Origin of the sequence: Bacillus mesophilus (assembly GCF_011008845.1) — a bacterium.
Classification (GTDB): domain Bacteria; phylum Bacillota; class Bacilli; order Bacillales; family SA4; genus Bacillus_BS; species Bacillus_BS mesophilus.
In genome coordinates this window covers 34,542-47,713 of the sequence record NZ_JAAIWM010000015.1, presented here as the reverse complement: position 1 = coordinate 47,713, position 13,172 = coordinate 34,542, and the positions used below count along the sequence as shown (strand labels likewise).

General features: G+C 36.7%; 12 protein-coding genes. 7 read left to right on the top strand and 5 right to left on the bottom strand.

Translation table 11 applies throughout. The features are described 5' to 3' along the window. The first annotated feature begins 660 nt into the window (after positions 1-660). From G4D63_RS21195 to G4D63_RS21185, 3 genes are all read left to right on the top strand, one after another. A complete protein-coding gene (locus G4D63_RS21195) occupies positions 661-1,920 on the top strand; it encodes a SpoIID/LytB domain-containing protein (RefSeq protein WP_163182058.1) in 1,260 nt (419 codons plus the stop codon). A gap of 211 nt (positions 1,921-2,131) precedes the next feature. Further along, positions 2,132-3,205 (top strand): Gfo/Idh/MocA family protein, encoded by a 1,074-nt coding sequence (locus G4D63_RS21190; RefSeq protein ID WP_163182057.1) that lies wholly within the window; start codon positions 2,132-2,134, stop codon positions 3,203-3,205. 90 nt (positions 3,206-3,295) lie between these two features. Beyond that, the gene (locus G4D63_RS21185) at positions 3,296-4,666 is read left to right on the top strand and encodes a hypothetical protein (RefSeq protein WP_163182056.1); all 1,371 of its coding nucleotides are present in this window, start codon (positions 3,296-3,298) and stop codon (positions 4,664-4,666) included. Between the two features lie 24 nt (positions 4,667-4,690). Here the strand turns inward: G4D63_RS21185 and G4D63_RS21180 are convergent, their stop codons facing one another. Together G4D63_RS21180 and G4D63_RS21175 are read right to left on the bottom strand one after the other, a co-directional pair. Continuing rightward, positions 4,691-4,987: a hypothetical protein gene (locus tag G4D63_RS21180; RefSeq protein ID WP_163182055.1), complete on the bottom strand. Its 297-nt coding sequence runs from the start codon at positions 4,985-4,987 to the stop codon at positions 4,691-4,693. A gap of 114 nt (positions 4,988-5,101) precedes the next feature. Then, positions 5,102-5,731, bottom strand: coding sequence for a YitT family protein (locus G4D63_RS21175; protein WP_163182054.1), 630 nt, complete (start codon positions 5,729-5,731; stop codon positions 5,102-5,104). 158 nt (positions 5,732-5,889) lie between these two features. On the opposite strand from G4D63_RS21175, the gene G4D63_RS21170 reads away from it, so the two are divergent. The 4 genes from G4D63_RS21170 to odhB all read left to right on the top strand — a co-directional run bounded on the left by G4D63_RS21170 (position 5,890) and on the right by odhB (position 11,328). Then, entirely contained in the window at positions 5,890-6,336 is a 447-nt protein-coding gene (locus G4D63_RS21170; RefSeq protein ID WP_163182053.1) for an Lrp/AsnC family transcriptional regulator, read from the top strand. A gap of 39 nt (positions 6,337-6,375) precedes the next feature. Next, a complete protein-coding gene (locus G4D63_RS21165; protein WP_163182052.1) occupies positions 6,376-6,897 on the top strand; it encodes a type 1 glutamine amidotransferase domain-containing protein in 522 nt (173 codons plus the stop codon). A gap of 322 nt (positions 6,898-7,219) precedes the next feature. Further along, entirely contained in the window at positions 7,220-10,054 is a 2,835-nt protein-coding gene (locus tag G4D63_RS21160; protein ID WP_163182051.1) for a 2-oxoglutarate dehydrogenase E1 component, read from the top strand. Continuing rightward, positions 10,051-11,328, top strand: coding sequence for a 2-oxoglutarate dehydrogenase complex dihydrolipoyllysine-residue succinyltransferase (odhB, locus tag G4D63_RS21155; RefSeq protein ID WP_163182050.1), 1,278 nt, complete (start codon positions 10,051-10,053; stop codon positions 11,326-11,328). The genes G4D63_RS21160 and odhB overlap by 4 nt, the downstream gene beginning before the upstream one ends. 119 nt (positions 11,329-11,447) lie before the next feature. Here odhB and G4D63_RS21150 read toward each other — a convergent pair whose 3' ends face one another. From G4D63_RS21150 to G4D63_RS21145, 3 genes are all read right to left on the bottom strand, one after another. Then, entirely contained in the window at positions 11,448-12,368 is a 921-nt protein-coding gene (locus tag G4D63_RS21150; protein ID WP_163182049.1) for a DMT family transporter, read from the bottom strand. 206 nt (positions 12,369-12,574) lie between these two features. After that, positions 12,575-12,700 carry a hypothetical protein gene (locus G4D63_RS22200; RefSeq protein ID WP_275580338.1) on the bottom strand — a complete coding sequence of 42 codons (126 nt, stop codon included), beginning with the start codon at positions 12,698-12,700 and terminating at the stop codon, positions 12,575-12,577. Between the two features lie 115 nt (positions 12,701-12,815). Then, entirely contained in the window at positions 12,816-13,088 is a 273-nt protein-coding gene (locus tag G4D63_RS21145) for a hypothetical protein (protein WP_163182048.1), read from the bottom strand. Between the last annotated feature and the right edge of the window lie 84 nt (positions 13,089-13,172).

The window sequence follows — 13,172 nt, the reverse complement described above, 5'->3', positions numbered from 1 at the left end:
AAGCTCTTCAGCGCCGATGGTAGTTGGGGCATTGCCCCTGTGAGAGTAGGACGTCGCCAAGCAAAGATGAAAAGAGTAGCTCATGTAGCTACTCTTTTTGTATTAATGAGCACGAAGTGCTAAAGGGTATACAACAAGACCAGAGGACTAAAAGAAGCAAGAAGGTCGAGGAAGCGACAGGAGAGAAGCCCGGAGCGTACGACTGTACGTGAGGACTGAACGAATGAAGCTGACGAAGAGATTCGCCGCTTTTTTTAGTCCGAAGCCGAACACGGAAGTTAAGCTCGAGCGCCGATGGTAGTTGGGGCATTGCCCCTGTGAGAGTAGGACGTCGCCAAGCAAAGATGAAAAGAGTAGCTCATGTAGCTACTCTTTTTTTATTAATTAACACAAAAGTGCTAAAGGGTATACAACGAGACCAGAGGACTAAAAGAAGCAAGAAGGTCGAGGAAGCGATAAGAGAGAAGCACGGAGCGTACGACTGTACGTGAGGACTGTGGAGATAAATCTACAATCTAGTGGAGCCTTTTTTTAGAAATGGGGTTTAAATATCCACCAGATACTATTTACAGAAAGGTATCAATAATGAATGGCGATGACAAGATCCTTCTTATATAAATAAATAGAATAAATTAAGCTTATCATTGGGAATCTATGCTCATGAGATATTTATTTGGTTTTCTTATATGTTTATTCTTGCTAGTTCCGTTTCCAGTTAAAGCTGAGGAAATGGTAAAAGTAAAGCTTCAAAACTATATTGGTGAAACCCCTAAGGTCACACTTGAGTTAAAAGGGGACTATGTAACACTTGACCCTACTCTAACTTTAATTGAAGGGACTGAGTATGGCCTAGTAGTTAAAAAAGGTCGACTTTATTTAATTGGTGGAGGAGAGGAACAGTTAGTAAATGGTACATTAGCACTTGTGCCAAGGTCTTATGATGAAAATCACGTGATTTCTATTAATGAGCGTCCGTATTTAGGGGCTTTTGAATTTCAGGTGGAAAATGGTATATATATTCGTCCTGTAAACCAATTACCACTAGAGGATTACTTAAAAGGTGTTGTTCCTTTTGAGGTATTTCCTTCGTGGGGAATTGAGACCTTGAAAGCGCAGGCCTTGGCTGCAAGAACATATGCAGTTTCACATCTTAAAGCTGATATGAATGATACAATTCAGTACCAAGTTTATGCAGGTTATGATTGGAAATCATCTACTACGAAGGCGGTAGAAGAAACAAAAGGTGAAGTAATTACATTTGGAAATTCTCTTATTGATGCATTTTATTCAGCAAGTAATGGGGGAATGACGGAGAATAACGTTAACGTTTGGGGCGGCAAGTCAATCTCCTATTACCCTATTAAAGCAGATCCCTATGACCCAGTTAATCCATGGGAATTTAAATTGAAACGCTCGCAAATTGAGTTAAATGAAGTTGAGTGGGATATGGCAAACTCATGGGAAGATCTTGTTGAGCAAGACACTGAAATTACAGATAAAATGAAAAAGTGGTTAGCGAGAAATGGGTATTCGGGTGATATTAAAATTGTCTCTATTCCTTCTTTTCAACTTTCTGAAAGCCGCTTAAAATCAGAGCGTTCTTTAAGAGGTTCTATTTCCATACAATTTCTTCAACGAATTATTGACGGTACAGTTTTATATAACGAGTTAAAGCTAGAGGATGTTAACTTAAACAAGATTAGACCTATGATTGGTGGTACACTTTTTAAAAGTTATCTAATTGACTCGTTGGATTTCAATGGAGAATACTATAGCATGAAAGGCAGAGGCTATGGTCACGGAGTTGGGATGAGCCAATGGGGAGCTCACTTTATGGGAGAAGAAGGGAAGAATTATAAGGAAATATTACAATTTTATTTTCCAGGGACTGAGATAACAAATTTATCAGATAAGTCTTAACAAAGAGCTGAGCATAATGTTCGGCTCTAATTTAGTTGGTGGGGTGAACGATTAAAGCTGTGTTCAATGAAAAACAACCCATTCTCTAGAAAACAAGGTCTTGGTTTTCATTAAATTAGAATATATTATTTTCACTTTAAATCATTCGTATGTAATAATGAATAAAGGGAATATTTTTAAAACTTGAATTTCAAATTGAGGTGTTCAAAAGTTGGAACATAAAATTAGAGTAGGAATTATAGGAACAGGATTTGGGGCTAAGGTACATGCTCCGATTATGCAAACACATCCGGGCTTTGAAGTAGTTGCTATTTCAAGCGTTCACCGCGGGAATCTTGAGGTTGTTAAGCAGGAAACGGGTGTAGAAAAAATTTACGATAATTGGCAGCAAATGATCAAAGAAGAAGAACTCGACTTACTATCAGTTGCATCTGCACCTTATTTACATCACGAAATGGTGTTAGAAGGGTTTAAAGAAGGATTACATATATTATGTGAGAAGCCAATGGCATTTGATTCTATTCAGTCCAAGGAGATGCTAACTGCTAGAGATCAGGCAGGAAAATTCGGATTGATTAATTTTGAATTTAGGTTTTTACCTGCTAGAAGAAAAGTGAAAGAGATTCTTGAAAGTGGAAATCTAGGGGAAGTCACACACGTAACTTACAGAGCAAACTTTTCATCATACAAAGGATTACACGCGAACCACCGTGGGTGGCTTGGACAGAAAGAATTCGGTGGTGGCATGTTAGGGGCAATCGGTTCACATATGTTTGATTCACTTACATGGTGGATGGATGATGAGGTAAAAGAAGTGAGTGGACAATTACCTATTCATGTTCAGCAGGTGATAAGGGATGGGGAGACTGAGGAACGAACAGCAGAAGACTCGTTTCAAGCAGTTGGTACACTCCGAAAAGGAACTTCATTTACAGTTGAATTATTATCTGCAACAAGACATCGTGCTAATATGTGGAAATTAGAGGTATATGGAACAAAAGGATCTTTAATTATGACAGATGATCAAACTGTCGAGGTAGGTATGGGAGAGGAACCATTATCTATAGTAGAACTATTACCAGTAATTGAGGAGCCAACGGAGTTATCGCCTAGAGCATTATCCTATTACCAAGCATTTTACCCGATGCTTGAACATCTATATACTACGATTTCAAATGATAGCTTGGCTAAAAATCTACCTAGTTTTGAGCATGGACATAAAGTTCAGCTTGTTTTGGATGCCATTCGATTATCAGCAAAAGAGGGAAGAAAAGTCACTATTTAGTTGTGAAAGACGGTAATCTAAAGTCTAGATACCGTCTTTTACTTTAGCAGTTGGAATATCGTATGATCAGACTAGGAAAGGAGATTCACTATGATTCAACTTATCATGCAGAGAATGTATGTGATCTATACCTTTATATTAATAGTCTTTACAATTAATATATTTTGGGGTAATAGTTTCATAGAAACCATTGTTGGGCTTATGGCCATACCAATGTTAGTCCTTTCCTTTTATGGCGCTAGTAAGTTATTTAGAATTCTTGGCAGTATATTTATTGGAGTTGGTGTTATTCTCTTTGTGTCATCAGGTCTACCCTTGAACAGTATTCCTGTTTTTATGACGGTAAACATGCCATTACTTGCTTTTTTATTGGTTCTTCCTTGGATGAATAGTGTTGTTAGAGCAGGGAGATATGATCGGCGGTTGAAGGAGCTGATGGAAGATAATGTTTCGAATTTAGGTAAGTTATATGTTAGAACCTCATTTACAACTTACATTCTATGTACATTTATTAATATCTCTGCTTTATCATTATCACAAGAAATCTTAATCTCCAATCTTTCAAAACTAAAAAAGAAACTTAGAGACTCATTTATTAGTAGAATAACATTACGAGCTTTTGCTCTAGCTCTGGCATGGAGTCCAATGGAAATTATGGTGGCTATGGCAATAGATGCTACAGGTGTTAGCTATATAAGATATTTACCGTGGCTTCTGCTGATTTCCTTCTTTGTCTTGATTATAGAATGGTTACGAGGTAGACGTAGGTTTAAAGAATTCCCATATAATCCAATCGAATCTCGGATATCCAAGAAAATGCAGCCACGAATTATGGCCATATACATTTTAAAGCTTCTAACCGCTTTAGTGGTATTTTTATCTTTAGTCGTTACAATTGGTAACCTGTTTCACCTAAATTTTATTTTAACAGTAACACTTGTGATTTTACCTTTTTCATTTGGTTGGGCTTTGTTAATGAAGAGAGGAAGAAGCTTTTTAAAGATAGGATGGAAAACTTGGAAAGTTAGAAGCAATAGTATTCAAAACTTTGTAGTACTGTTTTTATCACTATCGTTTTTTACAAGCACACTGAATGAAACACCATTTTTGCAGTTAATTCAACAACCATTTATAGCTGTAGGGGAATCCCCATTGCTTATATTATTTCTTATTCAATTCACTTACTTAGCAATGTGTTTAATCGGAGTTCATCCAGTTGCTACAATTGGGATCTTAAGCGAGGTAATTCAGCCATTATATGCGTTTGTTAACCCATTAAGTATAGGGATTGTTTTAATAGTTGGTGCCCTAGCTACTGCTACTGTCGGTGCTTATGGAGTAACCGTGACGTTAACTTCTATGAATACAAAACAAAATCCATATCATATAACCTTAAGAAATATGCCCTTTGCATTGTTTTATGGGACAGTGGGAACGTTGGTAGCATATTTATTATTGTAAAAAGAAGCTAAACCTCTTGTGGGCTTAGCTTCTTTTTGCAATTTCTTCTGTAACAATAAAAGCAAGGTCATCGTTTCCAAACAATGATAATACACCTAATAATGTTTGGTCAGCAATTTCCCCAGCTTCACTTTTATCTACAGTTAGCTCAATCGCTTCTTTCAGGAAAGGATTAGTCGCCTGTTTCGGATATGCTTTCAGGTACAGAGTTTCTGGATCTAAATCATTGTTCACGCACCACTGAGCAAACACAAGAATCATCATTTTTTCGTCTTGTTGGTAATTGTGGATGATGTGTTGTTCTAGCTCTTTGTTAGACATATGTGTTCGCTCCTTTTATTAATATAAAATAATATAAGACAAGTCTAGCAAAACAAAGTGAGCCTCACAAGTAAGAAAAAACACTGTTCATTCGAACAGTGTCACCTAATAAAATTAATCCGCAAGTGGAACATGAACCTTTGGTCTTGCCTGCTTTTCCTTTTTAGCAGGTGCAGTAGTTTTTCTTTTTATATCCTCTTTAAAATAGCTAATCACCTTAGAAATTACGAAAATGGAGAGAATGGAACACAATCCTTTAATCCATCCAATTACATAAATACTAGAGACTACCACAAAAAGATCAAAGATAAAGTTTATAGTTCCTGGGTTTAGATTAAAACGTTTTTGCAGGAATAAGGCTAGTATATTGGCTCCCCCGAGTGAAGCACCGTTCATAAATATTAATGATAAGCCTAGTCCTATTAATAACCCACCTAAGACAGCACCAACTAACATTGGAATTGAAAAGCTTGGTAGAAACTGATCCACTGCAGTCATAAGCGAAAGGACAGTAACAGCACCAGCTGTAGTTAATGTAAATCTCCAACCCATTTGAAGTACAGAGAAAATATAGAAAGGTAGATTAATAAGGAAGAAGGTAATCGCAAAAGGAATATTTGTTAAATAGGTTACGCTTAGTGATAAACCAGCTGTACCACCAGTAACAATATTAGAATGTCTTAGGACGATAATTCCGAAAGTTACGATTAAACATCCTAGCAAAATAAATAGAATCTTTTTCATGTATGTTTTCACCTCAAATTCTGTAAAAGTTATCCTATATTAAATATAAAAGATAAAGGGAGATATTTACATGGTATAATGAAGGTATTATGAGTGGATTATAAACAAATTGAATTGAAATAACGTAATCTGTATTCATTTTGAAAGAAGGCGTTTTCATGGACAAGATTGATTTGAAAATTTTAGAGCTTTTACAAAAAAATGCACGCATGACGATTAGTGATTTATCAGTTGAGTTAGCACTAAGTAGGCCGAGTATCACAGAAAGATTACACCGTTTACAGGAAAATAATGTGATTGAAGAATTTACGACTCGAGTATCATTGCAAGGTGTTGGACGGGAGATACTCCTCATTATATTAGTAGGAAGTTTAAAGGTATCAATCTCTGAGTTTGAACAAATGGCAATAAATACAGAGGAAATCATTGAGTGTCATCGAGTTACAGGTGAGGTTAGCTATGTAATCAAGGCTGCTGTATCAAATATGAATAATATGAGATTATTGATTGATCGATTAATACCGTATGGTCAAATCAATACATCAACAGTCTTGGCTTCCCCAGTTCCCTATCGGTACATTTTGCCGATTGAGGATAAGGAATGATACTCTTATATAATAATGAAAAAAGGAGGCTATCTAACAATGAAGCTTAAATCAAAACGAATCATCCAACTAGTTAGTCCGGATTTTGAGGATTTGGAGTTATGGTACCCAGTACTTAGACTTAGAGAAGAAGGAGCCATTGTAGACATAGTTGGTGAAAAGGCAGGAGAAAAGTACATAGGAAAGTATGGTGTTCCGATTACTTCTGATTTGTCTTTTAAAGAAATTAATGTAGATGACTATGATGCAATTTTAGTACCTGGAGGCTGGTCTCCGGACTTACTAAGAAGGTTTGATGAGGTCTTAAATATGGTTAAGACAATGGATGATCAGAAAAAACCGATCGGACAAATTTGTCATGCAGGATGGGTGTTAATTTCAGCAAGGATCTTATCAGGCAAAACGGTTACAAGTACGCCGGGTATCAAGGACGATATGGAAAATGCGGGAGCTATATGGGTAGATGAGCCTGTTGTAGTTGATGGCCACATCATATCAAGTCGCCGACCACCTGATTTACCAGATTACATGAGAGAGTTTATAAAAGTATTATCTAAATAGACAATGAGCTTGAGAAGATTCTCAGGCTCTTTTTCTTTAACATGGTAACGCATTGGGGGCCAGGCCCCCAATGCGTTAATGCGATAAAATGTCTATCTGGAGAGTGCTAGCACTTCGCTAACTATTGATTAGCTAAGTGTTAGATTAATCTTGATTTTATTTTAAATTTAAATTGGGTTAGAAATGGGTCAAAATTGGGTATAGTATGGTAGACGTTTAAATACCTTACATAATGATGAATATTTTTGATAAGTATGTAATAAATAAACACAAATCCAACTGATCTAGGACTAGATCCCTAAGACAGAATGGGGGCTTTAGGATGAATAATAATGGAACAAAAAAAGTTTGGGAGTCATTTTATGGTCCAAATATGGGCTATATATACGAAGCATATGAGAAATACCAAGTGGATCCCAGTTCAGTAGATGACACATTGAGGTCATTGTTTGAACAGTTAGGTCCACCGCCATCAGAAGATACTACTGTTGAGACCGTTGCAGAAACTGTTGGCAATCAGGACCTAAAATCAATTGTGTCGGCCATGAAGCTTTTAAGAAATCTGCGTCGCTTTGGACACTTGGCTGCTACTATAAATCCTCTTGAGGAAATGGGTTCAAAGTCTTCACGCTTCAAGGAATTAGATTCTTATAACCTAACTAGGGAGCAATTAGAAAGAATACCAGCTGACCTAGTTTGGGAGGATGCGCCTCATTTTATTAGAAATGGGTTAGAGGCGTATGAACATTTATCTAATGTATATTCTCAAAGCATTGCGTATGAATTTGAGCATATACATGACGAGTCAGAGCGAAAGTGGTTAGATTCGTATATTGAGCAAGAAAAAATAAAAATTGCTTTCCCAAAAGAGGAAAGAATTAAACTTCTTGATCGTCTTCTTCAGGTTGAGGGGTTTGAAAAATTCCTTCAGCAAACATTCGTTGGTCAAAAGCGTTTTTCTATTGAAGGATTGGATATGCTTGTCCCTATGCTTGATAAGCTCATTGAAAGTGGTTGTGAGGATCATACAGAGAATATTTTTATTGGCATGGCCCATAGAGGTCGCTTGAATGTTTTAGCTCACGTACTAGGCAAGCCATATGAACTTATTTTTTCTGAATTCCATCATTCCCCGAATAAAGAGCTTGTTCCATCAGAAGGTTCACGTGGAATTAACTATGGTTGGTCTGGGGATGTCAAATATCACCTAGGTGCTAATCTAGAGGTTCAGGGAGAAGAACGAACAATTACAATTAATCTTGCAAATAATCCTAGTCATCTAGAGTTTGTGAATCCAGTCGTGCAAGGAATGACACGTGCAGCACAACAGGAACGACATCAAAAGGGATTTCCAAACCCTGATAAACAAAAAGCATTTAGTGTACTTGTACACGGTGACGCAGCTTTTCCAGGTGAAGGTGTTGTTGCGGAAACGTTAAACCTAAGTCGTCTTAAAGGTTATGAGACCGGTGGTACCATCCATATCATTGCAAATAACCAATTAGGTTTCACAACGGATATGGAGGATTCACGCTCCACCACTTATGCAAGTGACTTAGCTAAGGGATTTGAAATACCTATACTCCATGTAAATGCAGATGACCCAGAAAGCTGTATAGCTGTGATGGTATTTGCTTATGAATATCGTAAAAAGTTTAACAAGGACATTTTAATTGACCTTGTGGGGTACCGTAGATTCGGACATAACGAGATGGATGACCCGGGTACTACACAACCTCAACTTTATGAAAAAATTAAAAACCATCCAACTGTAGCAAAAAGGTACATGAATGTACTCGTATCAAAACAATTATTGACAGAAGATGAAGGTAAACAGAAAGAGAAAGATGTTATGAGTAAGCTTCAGACTATCTTTGATCAGTTAAGTTTACAGAGTGCAGAAGAGAAAAAGACGATTCCAAAGCCTGTAGCAGAAGGGATTCCAGTAGTCGACACAACTGTATCGGTTGATGTGCTTAAAAACATTAATCATAACTTATTAAGTTGGCCAAAAGATTTTAATGTGTATCCTAAGCTTGAGAAAATCCTTAAGCGTAGAGAGAAAGCATTTGATGATGGGGGCCGAGTTGATTGGGCACTTGCAGAGACGTTAGCATTTGCAACGATTCTTCATGATGGAAAGCCTGTTCGCTTAACAGGACAGGATAGTGAAAGAGGTACGTTTGCTCATCGTCACCTAGTTTTGCACGATTTCAAAAATAATGATCGGTATTTACCGTTGCACCATTTACCAGATGCAAGAGCATCGTTTTCTCTTTTCAACAGCCCATTGTCGGAATCTGCAGTTTTGGGATTTGAATATGGCTATAGTGTTCAGGCACAGGAAGCACTTGTATTGTGGGAAGCTCAATTTGGTGACTTTGTAAATGTAGCACAACCCATAATTGATCAGTTTATTGCAGCAGGTCGGGCGAAGTGGGGACAAAAGTCTAGTCTTGTTATGCTTTTACCTCATGGCTATGAGGGTCAAGGACCAGAGCATTCAAGCGGGAGAATGGAAAGATTCCTTCAGTCTGCAGCTGAAAATAATTGGACAGTTGCTAATTTAACAAGTGCAGCACAGTATTTCCATATTCTAAGAAGACAGGCGATTATTACTGACGGAGAAGAAGCACGTCCACTAATCATTATGACTCCAAAAAGTCTTCTACGTCATGGTTTAACAGCTTCGTCTCCTACTGAGTTGAGCAATGGGAAATTTAATCTTCTAGTTGAACAGCCAGGTACAGGAGAAACTCCTGAGAAAGTCAAAAAATTAGTGCTTTGTAGCGGGAAAGTTGCAATTGATTTAGCTACTGAGCTTGAAAATAAAGATCCTGAAATAAAGAATCTCCTCCATATAGCACGAGTAGAACAGTTGTACCCATTTCCTAAATCAGAAGTGAAAGAGCTTTTTAAACGCTTTTCTAATTTAGAAGAAGTGTGCTGGGTTCAAGAGGAACCAAGAAATATGGGACCTTGGCCTGTGTTGCAAGAGTATGTGAGAGATCTTGTGCCAGAGGGTGTGAAAGTAGCATACGTCGGCCGCCATAAACGTTCTAGTCCATCAACAGGTGAGCCACAGATCCATAAGCATGAACAAGCAAGAATAATCGAGGATGCGTTATATGTAACAGAAGGGGGAGAGAAGGAATGAAGGAAATTAAAGTACCAGAACTAGCCGAATCCCTAACAGAAGGAACAATTGCTGAATGGCTAAAAAAAGAAGGCGATTATATAGAAAAAGGTGAACCAATTGCCGAACTTGAAACAGATAAAGTTAACGTAGAAATCAATAGTGAAGAGAGCGGAGTAATCTCTGAATTTCTTTTTCAACCTGGTGATACGGTAGAGGTAGGGCAAGTTATAGCAAGATTGGATGAAAAGGGAACTGCAGCTGTTTCTAGCGATACGAATGAGACACAAGATACAAAAGCGACCACGGAATTGAAATCAGAAGAAAAGACAGAACCAGTTAAACAGAACACCGAACAACAGCCTGAAGCTAGTCAAGAAGCAAAAGGGAAAGAAAGAAAACCGATTGCTTCTCCTGCAGCACGAAAGCGTGCACGAGAACTAGGAATTGATTTGAACGAAATTCCTTTTCAGGATCCACTTGGTAGAATTCGTACAGATGATGTAGAAGCATATAAGAATCAATCTTCAATCAAAAACGAAGAAACAAAAACCACTCCTAAACCAATGGCTACCAAGCAAGATGATGAACGAGTGGAACGTATCAAAATGTCAAGACGACGTCAGACCATTGCGAAGCGTTTAGTTGAAGCTCAACAAACAGCCGCAATGCTAACTACCTTTAATGAAGTAGATATGACTGCCATTTTGGACTTGAGAAATCGACGAAAGGATGCTTTTCTCAAGAAGAATAATGTAAAGCTTGGATTTATGTCATTCTTTACAAAGGCGGTTATCGGTGCATTGAAAGAGTTTCCGTTAGTGAATGCAGAAATTCAAGGAAACGAAATTCTTCTAAAGAAATTTTATGATATAGGTATTGCAGTATCAACAGAAGATGGATTAGTTGTACCTGTTGTTCGGAATGCAGATTCATTAAGTTTTGCCGGAATCGAAAGAGAAATTGGCAGACTATCTGAAAAGGCTAGAACGAACTCATTAGGTCTTGGTGATTTAACTGGTGGGACATTTACCATTACCAATGGTGGAATCTTTGGTTCACTTAATTCGACACCAATCTTGAATACGCCACAGGTTGGGATACTAGGTATGCATAAAATTCAAAAGCGTCCAGTTGTGGTTGATGAAGAAAATGATACAGTTGAGGTCAGACCAATGATGCATCTCGCTCTTTCTTATGATCATCGTATTATAGATGGAAAAGAAGCGGTCCAATTTTTAGTTCGAGTGAAACAACTGTTAGAGGATCCAGAAGATTTATTATTAGAAGGTTAACGTCTAAGAAGTGCAGAGATTAAATCTTTGCACTTTTGGAATAGTAAAAATTCAATAATATAGTTTTAAAAAGACCCAAAAAAGGAAACTAGTAGCCATGCTAGTTTCCTTTTTAATATTTACGATGTAACCTCTTGTTTTATATTTTTCTTATTCTTATTAGTGTTTCGAGGTTTCTCTTGAACGACTATAACAGCTGTTATAACGAAGACTATTCCTATGTATTGCCATAAAACTAACTGTTCACGAAATAATAAAAATCCTATAAGTGATGCAACGACTGGTTCAATAGTTGCAATAATTGAAGCAGTACTGGATTCAACTGTGTTTAATCCTTTTGTATAGAATAAATAGGGAAGAACTGTTGATAAAAATCCAAGACCGATCACATACATCCATACCTTCAAGTCTGTAAATAAATAGAGAACACTCCATATCCCACTAAAGGGGGTTATGGCAATTGCGGCAAACAAAAAGGTATAAACAGTCACAGTTAACGAGTTGTATTTCTTTAGTGCAAATTTACCAAAGATACTGTACAATGCATAGAAAAATCCCGATCCAATACCTAGAATGAAGCCATATAAAGATATAGATTCCTCATTATTCGGGAAAACTCCAATAACAAAAGAACAACCAACTAATGTGATGAATAGTGCAATCATCTTTCGAGGTGTCAAAAATTCTTTAAAGAGAATTCTTGATAAAATCGTTACAAAAGCTGGTGCTGTATATAAAAGAATAGAAGCTATAGTAATGGAAGTTTCCTCAATCGCACTAAATAAAAACCAATTAAATAGAACAATACTAAAGATACCAGTTCCAATAAAGTACGAACTGTCAGCAACATTAATTTTAAAAAGAGAGCGGTTCATAATAAGTACGTAAAGGACTAGGAAAAAACTAGCGGATAGAGCACGAATTGCTACTATTTGTGTTGGTGTAAATCCAACAACATTTAAATATGTGACAAAAAAACCGATGATGCCCCATAAGGATGCCCCTACAGCAATCATTATAAATGCTAGCTTATTTTCCATTTATTCCCCTCCTATAGCCAGACATCACTATAGTAACAGAGGATGTAAAGAATTTATATATCAGTTTGTAAATCTTTTACTTTGTTAGAAAAAGTTTAAGTCATTAGAAGGTTAGGTCAAGGTTGAAACAAATAAAAAACAGTTAAGATACAAAAAGAGTAAGCATCTAACTGTTTATGAAGAATTATTAGTGTTAAAAAACTTCTTTACATTTTATTTTCTAAATCTGATAGTTCTCTTTCTTCTGAGGCCATCACTCCATCCATAATTGCTTTAGAGACTAGAATTCCAATCGAGAAAATACTAATTACAATAAAATACGCCATAAACATATAACATCACTCCTATGTTTGTTTGTATTGTTATTGTAAATTTTTTTCTTGATTCCTCCTGTGAGATATCTCACATAGAAGAAAGATTTATTTTGACAATTTTATGAACGAATAATTAGGTATACATTGTTTGAAGTTGCTCAAAATCTTTTAATAGTTGCTTAATTTGAAGCTGTGTTAGCAGAACTGGCATTTGATCATATAGAGTAATCACTTGACCATCAGGTTGATCTTCATGCTGCTTTAGATATAGATATAATTTCGTGAATTGTTCTTTAGTCAATACCGAACCTGTTTCAAAGCCCTTTAACTGTTGTATGTAAAACTGATTGCTATTTTCATCAAAATCACCTGAAATAATACTTCCCTGAATATGAATTAGAATCACCCCGAGTATGTAGAATTAAACCTAATACTAGTTTACCCAATACAAAAACTTCCAATTATTTTTTTGATGGAGCTTGTCATTTTT

What these genes read in the sequence shown, in the direction of transcription:
- G4D63_RS21195 (WP_163182058.1), top strand. Translation starts at nt 661, where the DNA reads ATGAGATATTTATTTGGTTTTCTTATATGTTTATTCTTGCTAGTTCCG.
- G4D63_RS21185 (WP_163182056.1), top strand. Translation starts at nt 3,296, where the DNA reads ATGATTCAACTTATCATGCAGAGAATGTATGTGATCTATACCTTTATA.
- G4D63_RS21180 (WP_163182055.1), bottom strand. Translation starts at nt 4,987, where the DNA reads ATGTCTAACAAAGAGCTAGAACAACACATCATCCACAATTACCAACAA.
- G4D63_RS21175 (WP_163182054.1), bottom strand. Translation starts at nt 5,731, where the DNA reads ATGAAAAAGATTCTATTTATTTTGCTAGGATGTTTAATCGTAACTTTC.
- G4D63_RS21170 (WP_163182053.1), top strand. Translation starts at nt 5,890, where the DNA reads ATGGACAAGATTGATTTGAAAATTTTAGAGCTTTTACAAAAAAATGCA.
- G4D63_RS21165 (WP_163182052.1), top strand. Translation starts at nt 6,376, where the DNA reads ATGAAGCTTAAATCAAAACGAATCATCCAACTAGTTAGTCCGGATTTT.
- G4D63_RS21160 (WP_163182051.1), top strand. Translation starts at nt 7,220, where the DNA reads ATGAATAATAATGGAACAAAAAAAGTTTGGGAGTCATTTTATGGTCCA.
- odhB (WP_163182050.1), top strand. Translation starts at nt 10,051, where the DNA reads ATGAAGGAAATTAAAGTACCAGAACTAGCCGAATCCCTAACAGAAGGA.
- G4D63_RS21150 (WP_163182049.1), bottom strand. Translation starts at nt 12,368, where the DNA reads ATGGAAAATAAGCTAGCATTTATAATGATTGCTGTAGGGGCATCCTTA.
- G4D63_RS22200 (WP_275580338.1), bottom strand. Translation starts at nt 12,700, where the DNA reads ATGTTTATGGCGTATTTTATTGTAATTAGTATTTTCTCGATTGGAATT.